General features: G+C 63.9%; 22 protein-coding genes. 8 read left to right on the top strand and 14 right to left on the bottom strand.

The window, feature by feature from the left end; genetic code table 11:
- Positions 1-15 precede the first annotated feature (15 nt).
- A complete protein-coding gene (locus SO140_RS20850; RefSeq protein ID WP_449381100.1) occupies positions 16-258 on the bottom strand; it encodes a hypothetical protein in 243 nt (80 codons plus the stop codon).
- 247 nt (positions 259-505) lie between these two features.
- On the opposite strand from SO140_RS20850, the gene SO140_RS20845 reads away from it, so the two are divergent.
- The 5 genes from SO140_RS20845 to SO140_RS20825 all read left to right on the top strand — a co-directional run bounded on the left by SO140_RS20845 (position 506) and on the right by SO140_RS20825 (position 3,741).
- Positions 506-697, top strand: a complete 192-nt coding sequence (locus SO140_RS20845) for a hypothetical protein (protein WP_449381101.1) — start codon at positions 506-508, stop codon at positions 695-697.
- A gap of 48 nt (positions 698-745) precedes the next feature.
- Positions 746-1,123 carry a hypothetical protein gene (locus SO140_RS20840; RefSeq protein ID WP_449381102.1) on the top strand — a complete coding sequence of 126 codons (378 nt, stop codon included), beginning with the start codon at positions 746-748 and terminating at the stop codon, positions 1,121-1,123.
- Positions 1,124-1,241: 118 nt separating this feature from the next.
- Positions 1,242-1,370 (top strand): hypothetical protein, encoded by a 129-nt coding sequence (locus tag SO140_RS20835; protein ID WP_449381103.1) that lies wholly within the window; start codon positions 1,242-1,244, stop codon positions 1,368-1,370.
- Positions 1,371-1,499: 129 nt separating this feature from the next.
- Positions 1,500-2,135, top strand: coding sequence for a uracil phosphoribosyltransferase (upp, locus tag SO140_RS20830; RefSeq protein ID WP_449381104.1), 636 nt, complete (start codon positions 1,500-1,502; stop codon positions 2,133-2,135).
- A 34-nt stretch (positions 2,136-2,169) separates the two neighbouring features.
- On the top strand, positions 2,170-3,741 hold the full coding sequence (locus tag SO140_RS20825; RefSeq protein WP_449381105.1) for an AMP-binding protein: 1,572 nt from the start codon (positions 2,170-2,172) through the stop codon (positions 3,739-3,741).
- A 6-nt stretch (positions 3,742-3,747) separates the two neighbouring features.
- Here SO140_RS20825 and SO140_RS20820 read toward each other — a convergent pair whose 3' ends face one another.
- From SO140_RS20820 to SO140_RS20770, 11 genes are all read right to left on the bottom strand, one after another.
- Entirely contained in the window at positions 3,748-4,659 is a 912-nt protein-coding gene (locus SO140_RS20820; protein ID WP_449381106.1) for a flagellin, read from the bottom strand.
- A 15-nt stretch (positions 4,660-4,674) separates the two neighbouring features.
- Positions 4,675-6,450 (bottom strand): flagellar hook-associated protein FlgK, encoded by a 1,776-nt coding sequence (gene flgK, locus SO140_RS20815; RefSeq protein WP_474799658.1) that lies wholly within the window; start codon positions 6,448-6,450, stop codon positions 4,675-4,677.
- Positions 6,451-6,472: 22 nt separating this feature from the next.
- Positions 6,473-6,928: a flagellar protein FlgN gene (locus SO140_RS20810; protein WP_449381108.1), complete on the bottom strand. Its 456-nt coding sequence runs from the start codon at positions 6,926-6,928 to the stop codon at positions 6,473-6,475.
- A gap of 19 nt (positions 6,929-6,947) precedes the next feature.
- Positions 6,948-7,205, bottom strand: coding sequence for a hypothetical protein (locus SO140_RS20805; RefSeq protein ID WP_474799661.1), 258 nt, complete (start codon positions 7,203-7,205; stop codon positions 6,948-6,950).
- A gap of 3 nt (positions 7,206-7,208) precedes the next feature.
- Positions 7,209-8,474 (bottom strand): flagellar hook protein FlgE, encoded by a 1,266-nt coding sequence (gene flgE / locus SO140_RS20800; RefSeq protein WP_449384081.1) that lies wholly within the window; start codon positions 8,472-8,474, stop codon positions 7,209-7,211.
- Positions 8,475-8,493: 19 nt separating this feature from the next.
- On the bottom strand, positions 8,494-9,159 hold the full coding sequence (locus tag SO140_RS20795) for a flagellar hook assembly protein FlgD (protein ID WP_449384097.1): 666 nt from the start codon (positions 9,157-9,159) through the stop codon (positions 8,494-8,496).
- A 507-nt stretch (positions 9,160-9,666) separates the two neighbouring features.
- The gene (locus SO140_RS20790) at positions 9,667-9,936 is read right to left on the bottom strand and encodes a hypothetical protein (RefSeq protein WP_449384082.1); all 270 of its coding nucleotides are present in this window, start codon (positions 9,934-9,936) and stop codon (positions 9,667-9,669) included.
- A gap of 189 nt (positions 9,937-10,125) precedes the next feature.
- Positions 10,126-10,554, bottom strand: coding sequence for a flagellar export chaperone FliS (locus SO140_RS20785; protein WP_449384083.1), 429 nt, complete (start codon positions 10,552-10,554; stop codon positions 10,126-10,128).
- Positions 10,554-12,254 carry a flagellar filament capping protein FliD gene (fliD, locus tag SO140_RS20780; protein ID WP_474799664.1) on the bottom strand — a complete coding sequence of 567 codons (1,701 nt, stop codon included), beginning with the start codon at positions 12,252-12,254 and terminating at the stop codon, positions 10,554-10,556. Before fliD ends, SO140_RS20785 begins: the two co-directional genes overlap by 1 nt.
- Positions 12,255-12,318: 64 nt before the next feature.
- Complete coding sequence (locus SO140_RS20775; RefSeq protein ID WP_449384085.1) at positions 12,319-13,143, bottom strand: flagellin; 825 nt, start codon at positions 13,141-13,143, stop codon at positions 12,319-12,321.
- A 145-nt stretch (positions 13,144-13,288) separates the two neighbouring features.
- Positions 13,289-13,984: an RNA polymerase sigma factor gene (locus SO140_RS20770; protein WP_449384086.1), complete on the bottom strand. Its 696-nt coding sequence runs from the start codon at positions 13,982-13,984 to the stop codon at positions 13,289-13,291.
- Between the two features lie 747 nt (positions 13,985-14,731).
- Here SO140_RS20770 and SO140_RS20765 point away from each other — a divergent pair.
- The 3 genes from SO140_RS20765 to SO140_RS20755 all read left to right on the top strand — a co-directional run bounded on the left by SO140_RS20765 (position 14,732) and on the right by SO140_RS20755 (position 18,852).
- Positions 14,732-16,930 (top strand): hypothetical protein, encoded by a 2,199-nt coding sequence (locus tag SO140_RS20765; protein ID WP_449384087.1) that lies wholly within the window; start codon positions 14,732-14,734, stop codon positions 16,928-16,930.
- Positions 16,931-16,996: 66 nt separating this feature from the next.
- A complete protein-coding gene (locus SO140_RS20760; RefSeq protein ID WP_449384088.1) occupies positions 16,997-18,307 on the top strand; it encodes a hypothetical protein in 1,311 nt (436 codons plus the stop codon).
- Between the two features lie 14 nt (positions 18,308-18,321).
- Positions 18,322-18,852: a hypothetical protein gene (locus SO140_RS20755; protein WP_449384089.1), complete on the top strand. Its 531-nt coding sequence runs from the start codon at positions 18,322-18,324 to the stop codon at positions 18,850-18,852.
- A 2-nt stretch (positions 18,853-18,854) separates the two neighbouring features.
- On the opposite strand, the gene SO140_RS20750 is transcribed toward SO140_RS20755, so the two are convergent.
- Entirely contained in the window at positions 18,855-20,105 is a 1,251-nt protein-coding gene (locus SO140_RS20750; RefSeq protein ID WP_449384090.1) for an acetyl-CoA hydrolase/transferase family protein, read from the bottom strand.
- Between the two features lie 3 nt (positions 20,106-20,108).
- Entirely contained in the window at positions 20,109-21,275 is a 1,167-nt protein-coding gene (locus tag SO140_RS20745; protein ID WP_474799668.1) for an acyl-CoA dehydrogenase family protein, read from the bottom strand.
- Between the last annotated feature and the right edge of the window lies 1 nt (position 21,276).

The raw sequence follows: 21,276 nt of genomic DNA, 5'->3' as shown, positions 1-21,276 counted from the left end.
ATGCGTTCGCCGCTATCAGCCAAGGAACCGCGCAGGCTGCTCCACGCCTGGCAGTTGGCGGTACTGCGCTTTGCGGTGACGCGCAACGACGGTGACAGGCTCAACGTTGCGGCTCTCGCTGCGGAACTCGACCGGTTTGGGCGTCGAGATTCCGAAGACTCGCTGCATTTCTTCCGCCGAACCAGCTCCCAGCTCTGCGCGGCGATCACTGGGCAGCAGCAGAATGCAGACGCCATCCTGAAATGCTTTTGCGACCAAATCGGTGAACCGCGCCTGCGCCTCGCCTTCGCCGCGGCTGTCGGAACAGCGAATGCTGCTCCGCCCGCGGCACGACCAAAGCGGAACCGCGACCTGTTCAGAGGGCTGCCGGCGCGACGAACGGCATCTTTATGACATTCCTATGCGGCGGCCTCGGCGTTCGTCTCGCAATCCTACGCCGCGATGAACATCATACGAGGTAGATTGGAGCGGCCATCTCGCCCTGGCACGGACAAGGACCCATCAAATGTCGATGCTGACACATGGCTTAGAACGGCCCTTTGACTGGGCGGAACGCTCGGCGCGGATCTCGAAGGCGCGGAAGTCCCAGCTCAAACGCCACGCTTTGCGCGTGCTCGCCGTACTCTCGGCGAGTGGCGTGCTCACTGCGCTCATCGCACTGAAGACCGCAATCTATGTCTGGCGCTTCCACGCTTGACCGGCATGGTAGACGATCATGACCTTGGAGATGTCTGAGGAGGCCGCCATGGCCACGATCGCCCTTCAAGCTGCGCATCTCCCGTCTCAGCCTCCGCAGGCAAAGCGGGCATCCGAGCCGACGACTGCGCTCCAGCCGCTCGATCCCAATATCGTCAGCGCCTCCATCCCCGCCTTCTTCATCGGCCGCAACGCGACCGGCCTCTGGGTCGCCCGCGAGGCCAGGGGACGCGTTGGCGGGGTCTTCCTGTTCAAGAGCTCCGCGGTGGAATTTGCACATCGGCAGAGCCGACCGGCGCAATGCGCGCTCGTGTTTCCATCCGAAACGTTCGAGCTTGATATCGAGAACGACGGCAATCCTTTCGCCGCTCAACTGGCCCCGTGGATTGGTCAAGCCAGACGCCGTCTGGCGCGCCTCGCCGCATGATAGCGGAGAACGCGTGAAATGATTGAACGCAAGATCATCATCATGGTCGCGCTGATGGGAGCTCTCTTTCTCGGCACGCGCGTTGGCGCGCCGCCTGCCCCCGCATTGGACGATTGAGATGCAGCCCACGAAGGCAAATCTCGAGCACGCCGTCACGGTCACCATCTTGACCCTGACCTTGAGCCTGGTCTGGGGCGGCATTCTGACGCTCGTGATCACGCTGATCGCGCGCGGATTGGGCGTCTAGGCCAGACTACGAGGCCAGCAACCGGGCGAGGACCTCGGTCGCGATGCCCGCTGGTTAGGCAGTTCGTGCGCAGGGAAAACGCTGCGGGCGATCTGGCGCAAGCTCGGGGAACCGTGTAGAGCGGTTGCCATGGGTAGCAGCAACGTCCACGTCGTCGATCACCCCCTGGTCCAGCACAAGCTCTCGCTAATGCGGGAAAAGGACCGCTCGACCAAGAGCTTTCGCGAGATCCTGAACGAGATCGGCATGCTCTTGTGCTACGAGGTGACGCGCGACCTGCCGCTAGAGCTCGTGGAAATCGAGACGCCGATCTCGCCGATGCAGGCACCGAAAATCGCCGGCAAGAAGCTCACGCTGGCGCCGATCCTGCGCGCCGGCGTCGGATTCCTCGACGGCATGCTGGCGTTGATGCCATCCGCCCGCATCGCCCATATCGGGCTCTATCGCGATCCCGCGACGTTGCAGGCGGTGGAGTACTACTTCAAGGCGCCGCAGGACCTCTCCGACCGCACCGTGATCCTGATGGACCCGATGCTGGCGACCGGCAACTCCGCCTGTGCCGGCGCGTCCCTGCTCAAAGCCCGCGGCGCTCGCGACATCCGCTTCGTCTGCCTGCTGGCCGCCCCGGAAGGTATCGCGCAGTTCCAGTCGGAGCATCCGGACGTGCCGATCTGGACCGCCGCCGTCGACGAGCGGCTGAACGACCACGGCTATATCGTACCGGGCCTGGGCGATGCCGGCGACCGGATGTTCGGCACCAAGTAGACAGTTTTGCGCGATCGGGTTACTGCGGGTAGCCATGCGCCCCAACGATCGCTCGCTGCAATCGCTGATTGGGATCGAGACCTTCTCCGATCCCGCGCTGGTGTTTGACGGTACGCCTGTCCCGCGCGCCGAATTGTCAGGCAGGATCGACCAGACTGCAGCTTGGCTCGCCGCGCAAGGCATCGGCAAAGGCGATGTCGTCGCGGTCTGGCTGGTCAACCGCATCGAATGGATTGCGCTGCTGTTCGCTGCCGCCCGACTTGGCGCAATCATTGCCGCGGTCAACACGCGCTACCGCAGCGCGGACGTCGCCCACCTCCTGCGGCTCTCCGGTGCGAAGCTTCTGGTGATGGAGACAGCGTTCCGCTCGATCGACTTTGCCGCCATTCTCGCCGGTATCGCAGAGAGCGATGTACCAGCGCTTGAAAAGCTCGCCGTGGTCGGCGCGGATACGATTCCGGCCCAATGGCCCGGCGTGCGCTTCGATGCCTTCGAGACTCCTCATCCGGCTGCGCCATCACGCGGCGACGTCGACCTGCCGGTGCTGCTCTACACCACCTCGGGTACGACCAAGGGGCCGAAACTGGTGGCGCATTCGCAAGCGACACTGGCTATGCATGCGGCGGGGATCGCCAGCGCGCTCGCGCTAGCGCCGCAGCGCCATTCACTGCTCGCGATGCTGCCCTTCTGCGGCACGTTCGGGATGACGGGCCTGCTCGCCTTTCTCGCGGCCGGCGTCACCATCCACGTGCTCGATGCTTTCGAGGCCGAGCCGGCGCTCAAGATCCTCGGCGAGCACGGGATCACGCATTGCTTCGGCTCCGACGAGATGTTCCGCCGCATCCTCGCGCTTACCGATGCGCCACGGCCGTTCCCACACACGGAAGTGTTCGGCTTCGCCGCGTTCCAGCCGGGTTGGCGCGAGTTTGCGGCGGAGGCCGAGGCGCGGGGCCTGCCGCTGTTCGGCCTGTATGGGTCAAGCGAAGTGCAGGCCCTGTTCTCGATCGGCCGGCGCGATGCCAGCTTCAGAGACCGCATCGAAGGCGGCGGCTGGCCGATGTCGCCGGAGGCTCGCGTGCGGGTGCGCGATGCGGACAGCGGCAAGCTGGTGGGACCCGGCGTCTCCGGCGAGATTGAGATCAGCGCACCGTCGTGCTTCCTTGGTTATTTCAAGAATCCGCAGGCGACGCGCGACGCAACCACCGAAGACGGCTTCTTCCGCACGGGCGATATCGGGAGGCTGCGCACCGACGGCTCCTTCGTCTACGAAACGCGTGCGGGCGACGCCATGCGGCTCGGCGGCTTCCTCGTCGCGCCCGGCGAGATCGAGGACGAGTTGAAGTCCTGCGCCGGCGTTGCCGATGCGCAGGTCGTCGCCGTCGATCTGAACGGACAAGCCCGCTGCGCCGCCTTCGTGATCCCGGCAAAAGAGCAGCCGCAGGAGGCCGCGCTGATCGCGCGCTTGCGCGAGCGGCTGGCCGGCTACAAGGTTCCCGCACGCATCTACTTCGTCGCCGCCTTTCCCGTCACCGACAGCGCCAACGGCGTCAAGATCCAGCGCGCTAGGCTGCGTGCAATGGCCATGGAGAAGATTACCGCGGAATAACGGCGTCTATTTCAGGTAGCTCGCGAGATTCATGCCCAGGATTTTTGCGAGCGCCGAATAGGACGCGGTGAGCTGGGACTGGTAGGTCGAGAGCTGCGCCGTGATGGCCGCGACATCCACACTCGTGAGATCGCTCCCGAGCGTTTCGGCATAACTCTTGTAGTCGCTCTGGCGCGCGCTCGCCGTCTCGATCGAGGATGCGGCGCTCGAGAGCTTTGCTTGCACCGCGGCGGTATCGTCCAGCGCCGCGCTCGCCAGATCCAGCGCGCTGGTGATTTCCGATGACGATAGCGAGGAGCTGTTGGCGACGAATTTGAGGACGCGCATCACCTCTTCGAAGGCCGAATTGTCCGCCGTCACGCCGTAGGACACGCTCTGGTCGGTCGCAACGCGGACCGAGGCGATCTCGCTGTCACCGACATAATAGCTGGTATCAGCCGTCGTGGTGGATCCCGTGCCAGTGGCGAAGCTCGTGAGGTCGACCGGCGCCGTCTCCGTCTTGCCTCCGGCAAACACGTACTGGCCGTCATATTGCGTGTTGAGCAGCGATCCCATCTCGCCCAGCATCTGCTGTGCCGAAGAGATCACCGAGTCACTCTCCGTCGAACTCCCGGTCGAAGCAGCGCTGAGCTGGGAGCGGAGCTGGGTGATGATGTCGGCCATCGAGCCGACCGCGGAATACATCACCTGCACCTTGCTGTCGGCGAGCGTCGCCGCGTCGATGTAGGACTGCGCCCGTGTCACCGAGACCTGAAGGTTGACCACGTGCTGCGCGGTCGAGCCATAGCCGCCGAAATCGGTCGAGATGACGCCCGATGATTCCTGGATCTGCTCGTTGGCCATGACGGCCTGAACGCGCAGCGCATCCGCGATCATCGTGCTCGACTGCGCGAAAGTGGCCACCCGCATCGCGACCATGGACCCTCTCCCGCCTTAGGACGACTGCACGGCGCTCAGCAGCGCCGAATACATGGTGTTGATGGCCTGGATCAGTGCGGAGGCCGCCGTATACTTGTTTTGCAGCGTGCTCAGGCGCGCCGATTCCTCATCGAGATTGACGCCCGATTGCGATGACAGCGAGCTCGCATAGGTCGACTGCGCGGTCTCTTTGGCAGTGTAGTTGGTGGAGGCCTGGGAGGACTTGCTCGCGACATCGGAGACGATCGCCGCGGCATAATCGGCGAACGAGCCGGTGGTCGCCGCCAGCCCGCCGGACGACCCGAATGTCCGCGAATCCGTCAGCGCGTCGTAGAAGTCGTTGACCACCGTCGCCGAGCCCGACGACAGAACCTGGCTGCCGACGGTCAGGCTGGATGACGAATCCAGCGTCGCAAGCTGCAGCTCATCGGTGCCGGAGAGGATGCTGCTGTTGACCGCGATATCGGACGCGCTGGTGCCCGTCACCAGATCGTTGAGACCGAAATACTCCGAAAACCCCTCGCTCGAGCTTCCTACCGAACTCGTCATCTCGTTGATCGCGACGCCGTCGCTGGAGTTGGTCGACGTGATCGTCAGATGACCATTTGAATCGATGGACGCCGAAAGCCCGGAGATGCCGTTGATGGCGGTGACGAGGTCTCCCACGGTGGAATAAGAGGACAGATCGAGATCGCTGTAGGAGACCAGATTGCCGCTCTGATCCGTGACCGCAAGCCGCACCGTGCCTGTCGCGGATAGCGCCGTCGCGCTGGTCACGCTGGTGGTGCCGGTGAGGCTGGTTGGCGGCGGCACTGACGAGGCGCTGTTCGACACGCCATTCATTGCCGAGGCGAACTGCTGGGCGATCTGGTCGAGCTGGGACTGCGCGGCCGGCAGGGTCTTGTCGCGCAGCGTGATCAGGGCCCCGATGTCGCCGCCGGTGATCTGCGAGGTTACGTCGACCCCGTTCACGGTAATGGCGCTGAAGCCGCTGGACGACGAGCCGGCGCTGTAGACGGTCGATGAGGAGACGTTCGCCGCCGTCGTATAGCTGATCGTATGCGCGGTGCTGTCGACCAGCGCTTGGCCGGACGTCGTGTAGATCTGGAGATCGCCGTTTGAGGCCGTGTAGTAGTTGACATTCATCTTGGAGGCGACGTCCTGCAGCGCGGTGTTGCGCTGGTCCTCCAGATCCGCCGTCGACTGGCCGGCCGCCGCGGTCTGCTTGATCTCGGCGTTGAGGTCGGCAATCTGCTGCAGGTCCGAGTTCACGTCGTCGATCGAGGACGAAATATCCTGGTCGGCATTGGAGCGTAGTTTCTGGATGCCGCTCGAGGTCTCACGCAACTGGCTCGCGACGTCATCGAGCGCGCTGACGACATTGGATTGCAGCGAGGCGCTGTTCGGCGTGCTGGCGAGCGACGACAGCGCGGATTCCAGCGACGCGATTGAATTGGCAAGCGACGTTCCGGTCGACGATGAGTCCGAGCTCGAGGTCGAGCCGTAGAGTTTCTGGAAGGAAGTCAGGTAGGTGTTGGTCGTGTCGGCCGATCCGAGGTCGGAGGTCGCAGAGATCAGCGACTTCAACAACAGCTTGTCGACATTCGAGGTAATGCCCGTCACCGTGACGCCGGTGCCGACGCCGTTGGTGACGCTGCTCGCCTGGCTTGCGGTCTTCTCGGTATAGCCCGTCGTGTCGGCGTTCGAGATATTCGACGACGTCACGCTGATCTGCACCTGCGTGGCCGATAGCCCGCTGAAGGCGATCAATCGTGCGATATCGAGCGACACGGCGGCTTCCCTTCCCCTGCTCTCAGGCCTGACGAATGGTGCCGCTGGAGACCGCGCGCGCGGCGAGCCGTCCAGACGCACCGTAGGGCGACACCGCGGCGATCTGCTCGCGGATCGCCTGCATCACCGCCTCGATACGGCGGTTGCTGGCCTCGATCGCCGCGCGCAGGCGCACCAGATTTTCGTCCATCGCCGCGCGTAGCTTGAGGATCCGCTCCATGAGCTGTTCGCGCAGGATCCGGTCGCGGACATCAAGGCTGGTCGAGCCGGCCGCGCACTCAGCAACGGTTCTTTCGAATACTTCCGCCAGCCGGTTCTTCTCATCGACCTGCTTCAGTCGCGAGGCCGGAAGCCCCTTGGCGAGCTCCGCGTTCTCTTCGGCGACCAGCGCGGTCAGGCCGTCGATCAGCGCGATCAGTGATTTGATGCGCGCGTCGCCCTCGACGGTGGTTGTCCTGGTGATTTGAGCCTGTTTCATGTTCGTTGCTTTCGTGGTCTCAATTATGGCGCCGGCCGCGGCCGATCTGCGCGCCGCGCAAATAGGCGCCGATCGCCGTGGTTCTCATGCTCGTCTGCCGTGTTTCGTCCTCGATTGCCTTGGATTCGCGGATCAGGCCGCGGCGTGCGGTCTCGATGTCGTCGAGTAGCGCGAGCAATTCTCCGCGTTCCCGGCCTGCAGTACGGGCGCGTGCGATCAGCCGCCGCAGTCGCAGCAGCAACGCCTCTCCCGCGGCATGGCTCCGTTCCCCGCGCATCGCCTACCTCATCGCCGAGATCAGGGTGTCGTACATCTTGTTGACGGTCGAGATGACCTGCGAGGCTGCGGAGTAGGCCTGCTGCGCCGAGATCATGCTGGAGAACTGGCTCGAAGTGTCGGTGGTGGAGGATTCGAGCTCGCTGCCATAGATCGTGCCCGCACCATTCTCGCCGGAGGCCTGCAGCGTCGGATCCCCCGACGTGACGGTCGCCGAATACATCTGGTCACTGCTGGCGGACAGACCATTGGGATCGGCAAAGGTCGCCACCGCGATCTTGTAGATCGCGATCGTCTTGCCGTTGGAATAGGTGGCATCGACCACGCCGTTCTTGCCGATCGCGATGCTCGACAACGTGCCGTAGGACAGGCCGTCCGAGGTGATGCTCGTGACGTTGACAGAGGGCGTGGTTTCGCCCGAAGCGTATTGCGTCAGCCCGTCCGTTCCTCCCGTCGTACCGAGATCGAGTGTGATGGTGCTGTCGGCCGCACCGTCGGTCCAGCCCGACACCGAGATCGTCGCCGGGCTGGGGCTGGTGCTCGCCAGCGAGCCGTCGCTGTTGAAGGTGATGGCAACCGTGCCGCTGGTCGTGCCGGTCGTGGTCGTGGTGTCCGACGACGAGGTCGGATCGGCAAAGCTCGCACTCCAGGTGTTGGTGGCGGTCTTGGTCCAGGTGATCTGGATCGAGTTGGCCGCGCCCAGTGAATCGTAGACCGTCATCGAGCTGGTATAGGTGTCGCCCGTAGCGGCATCCGACGGCAGGTTCGCCGCAATCGTCGTCTTGGTGGTCGCGCTGCCGCTGGTCGATGCCACCTGGGTGTTGATGGCCTCGAGATTGCTCGCCGATTCATTGCCCGTCACGTTGCCATCGGCGTCGGTGCGCCAGCCCTCGAGATAATAGCCGTTGTTTTCGAGGTAGCCCGCGTTGTCGATGGTGAAGGCACCGTTGCGGGTATAGGAAACCGTGCCGCCGGACGTCGCGTTGGTCGCCACGAAGAAGCCCGAGCCCTGGATCGCGACGTCGGTCGCGTTGGACGTCGCGGCCAGCAGGCCCTGCTGGGTGATATTGGCCCGGCCGGACACGGTGACGCCGCCCGAAGCATAAGAGGTGGCGTTGCTCGATGCTGTGACGAGGTCATCGAACATCGCAGACGTCGTCTTGTAGCCGGTCGTGTCGGAATTGGCGATGTTGTCGCTGATCATCGACAAGGACTGGCTCTGCGCGCTGAGCGCGGAGATTGCCGAGGAAAGTGCGCCGCTGAGGCTCATGATCGAACTCCGAAAGAAATCAGGACGTGACGCCGATGATGTTGGCGGCGCTCACCGAGACACCGTTCACCGCGAGCGATGGCGTCGAGGTCGAGGTGTCGATGCCGGTCACCGTGCCGGTGACCGTCGTGTAGTTGAGAACCGAATTGCCGGCAGAGTCCGTTGCGGTCACGGAGATCGTGTACTGGCCACCGTCGGAGAGCTGGTTGCCACTGGAATCCTTGCCGTCCCAGGTGAAGGTGTTGGAGCCGGAATTGCCGGTGCCGGTACCGGTCCACACGGTATTGCCTGACGAATCCTTGACGGTGATCGCAACGTTCGACGCGGTCGAGGACAGCGAGTAGCCGAACGTCGCCGAGCCGTTGGTCAGCGTCGCCGTATCGGTCTTCGCCTCCACGGTGTGGCCGATGTAGTTGACCGAGTTCAGCGTCACGAGGCTCGAGAACGAGCTCGCGAGCGCGCTGAGATTGGTGTTGATCGACTGCTGCTGGCTGAAATTGGCGTAGGACGTAAGCTGGTTGATGAAGTCCGTCGTCGACGTCGCGTTCAGCGGATCCTGGTTCTGAAGCTCGCTGACGAGCAGGCTCAGGAACTCGTTCGACGTCAATGATGAGGTGGATGAGGAGCTCGACGACGATGTCGTCGTCGTTGCTGTCGAAGTAGACGTCGTCGCGGCAACGGTCATCGAAAAGCCCTGGTTCATGTGCAACGCGCGGCTAGCGAACGCGTCGGGTTGCGCTTGAAATCTGTGTGCTGTTGAAACGCGCGGGCGCGTGAATTCAGGCGGGGATTCGCGCGCTGCGATGCGCCTTCCGAGGCGGCAAAATCTGCCGTGTATGTGCGCGACTTAGAGGAACGACGAAATCAAGTCGATCTGCCGGCGCAGAACGGTCCTTCGCCACACTTGCGCGCAGAGCGATTGCGCGTGCGCGTTCGCAAAGCGCGTCATGCCCGGGCTTGTCCCGCGCACCACGTTCTTGGTGCCGCGGGCAAACGCGGGGATGGCCGGGACATAGGCGAGCGGAAGCAACGCCGTCCTTCGGATGGCTATGCCCGGCCATGACGATGTGGCGACAGGATTGTCCCAAGCGATCACGTCATCTGTGACGGCTCCGCCGTGGGCGGAATGAGGCGACGAGGGCTTAACGTCCGCTTCGAGGTCGAAACCATTGAAGCATGTGAAACGAGAAGCTCAGTTGCCCGCGGTCTCGTCCTGGGCGTGGGGCTTGGCGGGATCGACCGTCCGTTTGGCGGCGGCGACGATACGATCGGCAAGTCCGGCAGGCGCCCGCACCGGCCGTGCGGCCAGCGCATTGCGGAGCGCGCGTGCCGCTTCGAGCAGGGCGCGCGCATCGGCGGAATGACCGAGCAGCTCTTCGGCGGACAAACGACGATCTTCGGGCCAGAGGGACAGGTCCTCGCCCAACCGATCGATCAGATCCTCAAACTCGGTGACGTCCATCGCCCGGGTCCCGCACCCCCGGGGCCTGTCATAAAGCATTGCAGAGGCGACGGAAACCGAATTCGCCAGTCCAGACGCGTCAGGAGCAGCGATGCCCCGCGGAATTGCCACGGAAACCACCGCTCGAGCGGGAGATATACGGGACGCAGGAACCCGGCGCCGGTCGCGGCGGAAGCCGGCCCGAAGGGCTCAGCGCTTCTGCGCCGAATCGCCTGTCCCGGTCTTGGCCGTCCGCACGGTCGCGTCAACGAATTCCCAGGCCTCGCGCAGCTCTGTCAGGCCCACGATGATCCGCCGGTAACTCTCGCGGGCATGCGGCCGGCCGTAGGCTCGCAGGCTCGCCAGGATCATCGCATTGTAGGTCTGGTAGAGCCGCTCGGCCACCGCTCCACCCTTGGTGAAATCGAGATTGTGACTGAGCCCGCGCAGGATCGCGGTCGCCTTCATCAGATACTCATGCCCCTCCTCGAAGCGCCGCGCCTCCTGAGAAGCAAGTGCCTTCTGAAGAAACGTGATCGCGCCGCCCAGCAGCATCGACACCGCCTTGAGCGGCGGCACTGTGGTGGCCGCACCCCGATAGGCCTGATTGGCCATGTACGCCATCGGATTATGCATCATTAACTACTCGAGCTGGAGTTGAGCAAAGCCTTGAGATAGGTCAGCGTGTTGTTCGCGCTCTCGATCGCAGCCTGGTATTTCGCATATTGCGCTTCCAACTGCGTCTGATAGGCCGACGCGGCACTCTGGATATCGTCGACCTTCTGTTGCAGGTCGTCGTCGCGCGTTTCCAGGTTAGTGATCAGCGTCTGCAGCGAGCCGGTGCTCGAAGAGGCGTTCTTGGCGATCTGGTAGAGTTGAGTGGCGATCCCCGAAGTCGACGTCACCGTGATCGATTGCGAGGTCGTTCCCGAGTAGGTGAAGGCCATGCCCGCATAGGCCGTGCCGGCATTGCCGATGATGGTGGTGCCGCTGACGGTGAACAGCGAGGAGTCTCCGCCGACCGAGGCCGAGCTGAGATTGCCCGAGGAATCGACCGTCAGGTCTAGCGTGAAGGATTGCGGCGAGGTTCCGGTATTGACGACGCTGAGCTGGCTCGACGAGGTCGTGGTCTGCGCCGACAGGAGCGTCGTCACGCCGCTCAGGTTCGTGCTCAGGATCTCCGAGAGCGTCGAGGTGTCGAGCTCGAGCTCGTTCGAGTCGTTGAAAGACAGGCCGAGGTCGGCCATCGTCAGCCCGCCCACCGTGCTGTTGAGCGCGGATTCAAGCTGACTGGTGATGTCGCGCATGGTGCCGTCACCGAACAGCACGGCGCTGGAAGAGGCGGTGCCATCCGAATTGGTCGCCTGCTGCGCTATCACGGCATCGCGATAGGCGTTGTAGTTCGTGACGAAAGTCTCGAGCGCCGACTCGATCTGGCTGGTGTCGGTCTCGATGCTGATGTTCACCGTCGCCCCGCTTGGGGTCGCCTGCAGCAGGTTGAAGGTGACGCCGGTCAGAACGTCGGTGATATCGTTGGTATCCCGGGTCATCGAGATGCCATCGAGCGTGAACTCGGCCGCCTGCGCGGCTTGGAGCACATCGGAGAATGATCCCGAGCTATCGGTCATTCCCAGCTCGTTGAGGATGTCATCGCCCGACGTACTGGAATAGCTGATATCCTCGGCATCTTCGGTTCCCGTCAGCACCATTTCGTAGGAGCCGCTGGACACCTGGACGATCGAGGTCTGGACGTTGGTCGTCGATGTCTGGGCGTTGATGGCATCGACAATGTCCTGGAGCGACATCGTGCTCGTCACGCTGATGCTCGCGGTTGAGCCACTGCCAAGTCCGAGCGAGAACGTGCCGGTATAGCCGAGTGCGTCGCTCTCGCTTGACTGCGCCGTGCCGACCACCTTCTGCGCGGTCGCGATCTGGCCAATGGTCAACGTATGGTCACCGGTCGCGGCGCCATTGCTGACGCTCATGGACAGGGCGGATGACGCGCTGACGTCGCCGCTCGAGCTGATGGTCGCAGCGCGCGTTGCGAATACGTTGGTCGCAAGCGAGTTCACGACGGACGTCGCGAGCGAAGCAAGTCCGGAATAGAGCGTCTTCAGATCGCTTTGCAGCGTCTGGTAGGCCGTGACCTTCGCCTCATTATTGGTGATCGTGGTTGAGATCGTCGTCGCGGCAGTGAGCTTGGCATTCACCGCCGCCGTGATCAGCGCGCTCCAGTCGAGGCTGGTCGACGTGGTTGTTCCGGTCGTGGTCACCGAGGACGCGCTCGACGACGTCGAGCTCGTCGAGGTGCTGCTGGTGCTTGAACTGACACTGGTCACTGATGTGCCCGACCTATCGCAGGAAGAGCCGGGCCGGCCTCATGCCGGCCCGGAAAGACGATCCTTAGCCGAGCAGCTTGAGCAGGTACTGCGGCATCTGGTTCGCGGCGGATTCGGCCGAGACTGCGGCCTGGGTCTTCACCTCGGCCGAGGACAGCGTGGCCTGCTCGGCCGCGATATCGACGTCCTTGATCGCCGAGTTGGCGGATTGCAGGTTCTGGGTCTGGGTCGAGATCGAGTCCGAGGAGAAGTTGAAACGGGATTCCTGCGCACCGATCGAGGCGCGCGCGGCCGAGACCGTATCGATCGCGGAGTCCAGCGTGTCCAGCGCCGAGGTCGCACCCGACTGCGAGCTGACGTCGAGCGAGGAGACGGCGAGCGAGGAAGCCGTCAGACTCGACAGCGTGATGGTGATGGTATCCGAGCTGGACGAGCCGACCAGCACGGAAACACCGGAGGAGAACACGCTGGTGCCGTCGAGCAGGCTCTGGCTCGAGTAGCGGGTGCCGGACGCGATGGAATCGATTTCGCTCGTGAGCTGCGAGAATTCCGAGTTGATGTAGGCGCGGCTGGAGTCTGTCGTGGTGCCCGAGGCCGACTCGGAGGCCAGCGACTTCATGCGGGCGAGAATGTCGGAGATGTTCGAGGCGCCGCCGTCGGCGGTCTGCAGGATCGCGGTCGCTTGCGAGGCGTTGGTCGCGGCCTGCTGGAGCGTGGTGACGTCCGAGGAGATGCGGGTCGAGATCGCAAGTCCGGCGGCGTCGTCGGAAGCGGAGGTGATACGCGAGCCGCTCGACAGTTTCGAGAGCGCGCTGGTCTCCTGCGCGGAGTTGATATTGAGGTAGCGGACTGCGGCGTTCGCAGCGGTGTTGGTGGAAATCGCGGGCATTGCTGGCTCCTGTGCTGATGGGCATGACGTGCCGCATCGTGATTAAGCGACTGACGACGACGCGGACCGCAGCCCCGTCCGTTCGCTCAAACGTCGGAGCGCAAGGAGATCAGGCGAAAAAGTTTCCGAGAGCAGGATTTTATAGTTAGCAATCGGTAAACGCGGTGCGGATGTCGCGCTCGTGCCGCCGCAGCAGCTGGCGGAGCTGCTGGCGGCCGCGCTTGAGCAGCGACTCCACCGCAGCGACCGTTGTGTCCATCACTTGGGCGATCTCGCCGTTGCTCATGCTCTCATGATACGACAGGATCACCGCGATGCGCTGCTGCTCGGGCAGCCGTTGCATTGCGACCTCCAGCATGTCGTTCAGCTCGTTGCGCTCGATGATGTCAACCGCATCGGGCTGACCATCGGCAACTTCCGGCACTGTGTCGACGTTCTCCGTGCGCGGCTTGCGGCGCAGGTCGATGCAGCGGTTGGAGATGACGCGGTAGAGCCAGGTCGAGAACTTGGCGCGGCCATGCTGCCAGCGTCCGCGATGGCTCCAGATCTTGAGCATGGTGTCCTGCACCACGTCCTCCGCATCCGCCGCGTTGCCGACGATGCGCAGCGCGATCGCATAGGCGCGATCGATGTGACGCTCGACCAGCATGCGGAACGCCGCCTCGTCGCCGGTCGCCAGGCGATCAAGCAGCTCGCTGTCTTCGTCGAGGACGATCTCGGCGGCGGGCACGGTGTCCGGCGCGAGCGGCGCCGACGGCATCACCGGCAGGGTCTCGTCGACCGGCACCGTCGTCGTTACTTCGGCCTCGGCGGGCGCCCAGACATCAAGCGCGTAACTCATCCCGCAATCTCCAACCCGCAATGCCGGCGGCGCATATTCCGCACGGCTTCCAGGCGTTGAACGCGGAACCGAACCAATCCAGGCGGAGAATTTTTGTTATTTTTCAAGATGTTATCCGGAATCTTTTGCCGAGTGACCGGCAACAATTGCCGACGTTGCGCGAAGCGCGCGCTACTGTCCTGCAATCATCGACATCGTCTCGCGTCATTTGCGGATCATTCATCCCGAACAGATGCAGCTTCAAAAACTCGAGGAGATACACGGCACTAAAACGAACACGCGCTCTGCGCGCGAGGCACGCGGCGATCGATTGTGTCCAAGTGTGAATGAACACGAGACGATTTTCTCACTCGGCAATTTTTGCCGAATCACCTTTTCGAACCTAGCGGATTTTTTGAATCTGTCAGTCGCGACATGCGCGGTTTTGAATCACGCGTGAACTTTTTTCGCCGCGAGAGCGCCTGACTTGCAACACGGCAGCGTTAATCGGTTCGATTGGCGGGGAATTGCAGCATGAAGATCGCGACGGCCGACGCGCAACGTCGGACGAGAATTGTTTCTGCTTGGTCATTCGATGTTTTCGATACGTTTCTGGTGCGCGCCTGCACGACGCCAGATGGCGTATTTGAAAGGACTTACGAGCTGTCCGGCATTTCCGTAACATGTCCGAACGTTTCCGCCAGTTTCGTTCAGCATCGGATCCAGGCCGAATCGCGCGCACGCAGAACCGCGAAGGACAAACGCGGCGTGAGCGAAGTGCACATCGCCGAGATCTATTCCTATTTTCCGTTCAAGCTGTTCGGGCTCGATCGCCGCAATCTCGATGATCTCGTCGAGGCCGAGTTCGCCGCCGAGCTCGAGCTTTGTCGCGTCAATCCGGAAATGCTTCGGCAATATCTGGACATGATGCGCGCCGGCCATCGCACTGGCTTCATCTCGGACACCTACTGGGATTCCGCGCAGCTCGCCCGCCTGCTACGCGCCTGCCATCCCGGCCTCGCCTGGGACTTCCTCTATGCGTCCTGCGATCATGGCAGCGGCAAGAGCGAGTCCTTGTTCGCCAGATACATTGCAGAACAGGGCGTCGATCCGGCCGCGTCGTTTCACATCGGCGACAACCAGAGTGCCGACATCAGGGGCGCGCGGCGCCACGGCATCCGTCCACGCTACTATCCGCAAGCCTCGGCGTCATTGGCCTCGAAGCTCCAGCGCGAGACCGCGATGTTCGACTTGTTGTGCCAGGGCAAGCCATCGCGGCTCGACCACGGCTCACGTACGCTGCGGCGGATGGTGGCGGCGCGGAGCGCAGAGAAATCACCGGCGTTCCAGTTGGGCATGACCGTGCTCGGTTCGGTGATGACGGCGTTCGACGTTTTCGTCGCGGCCCGCTACGAGGCGCTGGCACAGCGCGGCCGGCGCGTCGCGCTCGGTTTCCTTGGCCGCGACGGATTTTTGTCGCACCGGATCTGGCAGGAACGCCACGGCGCGACCTCGGCTTATGTAGAGATCAATCGCCGCGTCAGCCTGATCGGCTCCGCTGATTCGATGGAGCCGCTCTGCGATCTCCTCGGCAAGATCATGAAGATCGACGCCCCGACGCTGCGCGACATGATCAAGATCCTGCCGCCGAAGGTCGCCGCCTTCTTTGCGAATTATCCCGACGGGATCGCGCCCGGCGATGAGCTTGCTGAAGCGCTGCCGGATCTGATGGATGCCGGCGAAATCACCGAGCTTGCCGCCGGCTTGCGCGCCCGCCTGCTCGCTTATCTCCGCCACACCATCCCCGGATTTGACGACTGCACCGACCTCGTGCTCGCCGATCTCGGCTATTCCGGCAGCGTGCAGAAGGCGCTGCGCCGCATCTTCGACCAGGAAGGCATCAAGATCCGCTTGCACGGCGCCTATCTGATCTCGCTCGATGACGCTTTCGACGACATCGCCGAGAGCGATACTGCGGAAGGCTTCATCTCCGATATCGTGGTGACGCCGCACGTCAAGCGCATGCTGATCCGCAATGTCGCGCTGCTCGAGCAGATCTGCTGCTCGGCCGACGGCTCGGTGCGAGACTATCAGGACGAGGCCGTCCTGCGCGAGATCAATCCCCGGCCCGCCGAGCAGATCGCGCTGGCTGCCGAGATCCAATCGGGCGCACTGGCCTTCGCGGCAGCAGCGGACAGGATCGCCTCCGAATACGACCTGCTTCCTTATGCTGCGCTCGATGTCGCCGCGACCTGGAGTGCCGCGACGCTGGCGCGCCTGTTGTTGCTGCCGGACGACGACGAGATCGCACTGCTCGGCGGATTGAAGCACGATGTCAATCTCGGCACCCATGCGCTTGCGCCGCTGCTCGATGACGAGTTCGTCCGCAATCAGCTCACTGCTCGCGGCCTCTCCGCCGCCTGCACCTCGGCAGCGCCGCCGATGTGGCTGGCCGGCAGCTTTGCCGTGCTGTCCCCGTCCTATTCCTATCTCTACACGCTGTTCGGCGCGAACCGCCTGCCCGCCGACGTGTTCGAGGAAGCCTCCTGCGGTGCGTTACAGATCGGCCTGTTCCGCACCGACGGCCGCGCCGCGATGGAAACGGTGACCGTCCATCGCACCGGACTTGGCGAACTGCGCCTCCGCATCCCGTTATCGCGAGCGATGGCGGTCGCGACGATCGCCGTGCCGCTGGCCAAGCTCGCCCGCGAGGGGCTTCTCCACGGGGTGACCGTCCAGAGCGGCGACAGCATTCGCGATGCGGCCGAAAGCCAGGAGGTGACCGGGATCGCTGCCGACAGCCTGGTCCATGCTGGGCTCCAGCGAAGCGGTCCCTACTACTGCGCCGAGAACGACGACGGCTGCCTCTTGATCCCGGTCGCCCCAATGGCACGGGACATCGCAGTCTATTCGGTCGCACTCACCTCGCTCAGTCACGCCCGCATCCTCTTCACCGCGCTCGAATAATGCGCCTGATCTGGCCCCTTCGCCCGTTGAAGCCCAAGGGCCGATACGAAACGAGGGGGCACGGAGTTGACGGACGGAACGCAGACAGATCTTGACGGCCTTTTGCGCACGGCCGGCATCCGGCTCGGCGAAGCGCAGCGCCATCGCCTCGGCTGGCTGGTCGATCGCTACGGCGCCCCGACGGTACAGATGACGCATGAAGGCCGCCGGAGCGGCGGAGTGATCATCCTGACCGAGCCGCCGAGCGGCGCCGCGGCCGAGCTGTTCTACCGCACCCTGACTCCGGGCTGCGCGGTCGTCATTCCACTCAGCGAAAACCCGGCCTTCGACTTCCTCAAGTCGAAGCTGACCGAGTTCGGCACGGTCGGCCCAAGCGCCGAGGGTCCGCATGAAATGTGGTGGGGCGGCATCGGGTGGTCGAAGTTTCTTGCGGCCGCAGATCAATGCACGGTGCGGCCGCGTATCATCTCCTACTATCCGTACGGCACCGACCCTTCCACGATCCGCGCCTTGCAGCGCTCGCTCGAGGCTTTTGAGCTCGACAGCCATATCGAACCGATCGCAGCCGAGCTCGGCGAAGAAGTGCTTTGCTTCGAGAAGGCCGAGTTCATCGCGCGGATGTGGAGCCGCTACCACGAACCGCTGCTGTTCATCGAGGCCGGCGCAGTGCTGCGCGAGGCGCCCCTGCTGCCGTCCTCGCTCGGCTGCGACGTCGCGCTCCACAAGTGGAACCGCTGGGAGATGTCGGCTCAAACTCTCTATCTCGGTCGCACGGCCGGCGCGGAGCAAGTGCTGCAGGCCTGGCACCATCTCGCCGCCTCCCATCCCACGATATGGGACGGCTACCTGCTCGACCAGGCCTGGAGCCACGCCTCTTCACACGGCCCGCTCGACACGGTTTGGCTGCCCCGCTCCTATCACACGCTGACGGGCGACCTCGCGGCGAACCGCGCCGTCATCATCCACGCGCAACCGACGACCACGACCGAGCTCGGGCGCGATGCCAGCTTCGCATCTCTCGTGCGCGCGGCCCGCCGTGCCGGCCGGACCGGCGCACGCGACGCTTTCATGGTCATGACCTCTCAGGCCGCAGCCGACAACGGCGTGGCCGTGATCCTGCGCGACGTCGAGGCCAACGAGGCGCATGCGGTCGCCGCCACCGTCGAGGCGGTGACCGGCGCCTTCGCCCGCGACTGCGGCGGCTACGGACGCTTCGAGCTGTCGCTCTGCGGCTGGCAGGACGATGTCAATGCGGCTCGGGAGGCTGCGCGCCTCGCGCGCTATCGCGTCCTCGAGATCGCACCGGGACAGAAGATCGCCGGTGACTTCTTCGCCAGCGCCGCGGCCGAAGCCACGCGCTGCCACCTCATCCCCTGACGAGAGCTACTCCAATGCTGAAGACCATCATCCTGCTCACACAAACCGGCCAACAGCAGCTACCGCTTGCCGCTCTGCTCCGCGAGCACAACCCGAACCTCTCCTTCTGCTCGGCACTGTCGGCGCGCGATCTGCTCGCGATCGCACCCGAAACCTTACGCGATGCGCGGCTGGTGTCCTTTGCCAATGACATCGCGATCGCGGAGAAATTCCTGCTCCAGCTCGGCTGCGGCGCCTACAAATTCCATGTCGCGCCCGTTCAATATCCCGGTCTGCCGACGGCGCCCGACGACAGCGACGACCCGCGCTGCTTCTCAGCTATCGCACAATCGATGACGATCTGGCCGGATACCCGCCGCGTGGTCGGGCTTGAGACCCTGACCGTTCCCGAAGAGGCGTCGCCGATCGAACGCGAGCGGCAATGTTTCACCCGGCTCGCGCACCTGTTCTGGCGGATGTCGGGCATGATTGCGAATGAGGCGACCGAGCTGCCGGGGATCATCGACAGCACCGAGAGCAGGCCGAGCTTTGCGCAGATGAACTGAGGCTAACGGCCTCGCTTCTTGAGCTCCGCAGATAAATCATCGCGATGCGCCGGCGCCGCGATCGCGATCAGGCGGCGCGCGCGTTCGGCAAGATCGCAGCCGCGCAGCTCCGCCACGCCCCATTCGGTCACGATGGCGTCGACATCGGCGCGTGGCGTCGTTACGGTCTCGACATCAAGCACGATGCGGCTCGCTCCATCCGAGGCGGTTGCGGGTAGCGCGATGATGGCCCGGCCGCCCGGCGAGGCGTTGGCACCGCGCACGAAGTCGAGCTGCCCGCCGATCGCGCCGACCGCCACGCCGTTCAAGGTTTCGGAATTGACCGAGCCGTCGAGACCGACCTGAAGCGCGGAATTGATCGCGACCAGACGGTTGATCCGCGCCAGCACGCCCTGGCTATGCGTGTAGGATGCCGGCCGCACCGCGACCGCCCTGTTCTCTTGCACGAAGCGATAGAGCCGCTGCGTGCCGATCACCTGATTGGCAACGATGATGCCCGCATCCAGCCCCTTGCGCGCGTTGGTGACCGTGCCGTGCTCGATCAGGTCGACGACGGCATCGTTGATCAGGCCGGAGTGAACGCCGAGGTCACGCGCATGCGAGAGCGAGGAAAGGATCGCGTCCGGAATCCTGCCGACCCCGAACTGCAAGGTGCTGCCATCGGCGATCAGGTCTGCCGCATGGGCGGCGATACTGCGCGATACGTCATCAGGCGGCGTTGACGGCAATTCGACTGGCTGGCGGCAGGTCACAACACGCAGATCGATCGGCACGTCATCCGGCCATTCGGCACCGAATGTCCAAGGCGCATCTGCATTGATTTCCGCAACGACCAGACGCGCGTGGCGTGCGGCGCCGATCACATAGTCGTTCGAAAGGCTGGCGCTGAGCCTGCCGTCGCTCGCTTGCGCGAGCTGCACGAGCACGACGTCCGCCCGGTGCCGTCCCGCAGCGAAATCAGCGCAGAAGGCGCTGTAATTGCTCGGGATCACCAGTAGCCGGCGGGCTTTGGCGAGACGTCTGGCATTGCCGATCACGCCATAGCCGAGAAACGAAATGTTCGGCGCGCATTCGGACGAAAACGTCTCGGAGAAGAGTGGGCCAACCAGCAGACGGAACGACGGAAGACGATCTGCCTGTTTCACGAGCGCTTCGGTGAGCGTGCGCGGCTCGGCAGTCGCCTGCCCGCACACCACGAGATCGCCGTCCCGGATCAGGCCGGTGAAGTCGATCGATGGCACATGTCCGGACACGGCTTAGTAGGACTTGGCGAGGCCAAGCACCTTCTCCGCAATGAAGCTGAGCGCGAGCTGCGGGCTGACCGGCGCGATACGCGGGATCAAGATCTCGCGCAGGTAGCGCTCGACGTGGAATTCCTTGGCGTAGCCAAAGCCGCCATGCGTCATCACCGCCTGCTCACACGCCTGGAAGCCGGCCTCGCCCGCGAGATATTTTGCGGCATTGGCGGCGGCGCCGCAGGGCATACCCTTGTCGTACTGCCAAGCTGCCGACATCACCATCAGCCAGGCGGCCTCGAGCTCGACCCAGTTCACCGCGAGCGGATGCTGGATGCCCTGGTTCTTGCCGATGGGACGGTTGAAGACGACACGCGTCTTGGCATATTCGGTCGCGCGCGACAGCGCGAGCTTGCCGAGGCCCACCGCTTCCGCGGCGATGAGGATGCGTTCGGGGTTCATGCCTTCGAGGATGTACTCGAAGCCACGCCCCTCCTCTCCGATGCGGTCCTCCATCGGAATCTCAAAGTCCTCGAAGAACAGCTCGTTGGAATCGACGACCTTGCGGCCCATTTTCTCGATCTCGTGGACCTTGATCCGCTTGCGGTCAAAATCCGTGTAGAACAGGCTGAGGCCATGGGTCGGCGAACGCACCTCCTCGAGCGGCGTCGTGCGCGCGAGCAGCAAGATCTTGTGCGCGACCTGCGCGGTCGAGATCCACACCTTCTGGCCGTTGACGACGTAGCGGTCGCTCTTGGCGACCGCGCGCGTCTTGAGTTGCGTGGTGTTGAGGCCGGTGTTGGGCTCGGTGACGGCGAAGCAGGCCTTTTCGCGGCCCTCGACCATCGGCGGCAGCATTCGCTTGCGCTGCTCCTCGGTGCCGAACACAACGACGGGGTTGAGACCGAACACGTTGATATGCACGGCCGAGGCGCCGGACATGCCGGCGCCGGATTCCGCGATGGTGCGCATCATGATCGCGGCCTCGGTGATACCGAGACCGGAGCCGCCATAGGCTTCGGGTACGCAGATGCCGAGCCAGCCGGCATCGGCCAGCGCCTTATGGAAATCGTGCGGGAAGCCCCCCTCGCGGTCCTTGTTCAGCCAGTAGGCGTCGTCAAAGCCTTCGCAGACCTTTGCGATGGCGTCGCGGATGGCTTCCTGCTGATCGGTGAGCGCGAAATCCATA

This window comes from Bradyrhizobium sp. UFLA05-108 (genome assembly GCF_059803455.1).
This window is presented reverse-complemented; position numbering and strand designations above follow the sequence as displayed.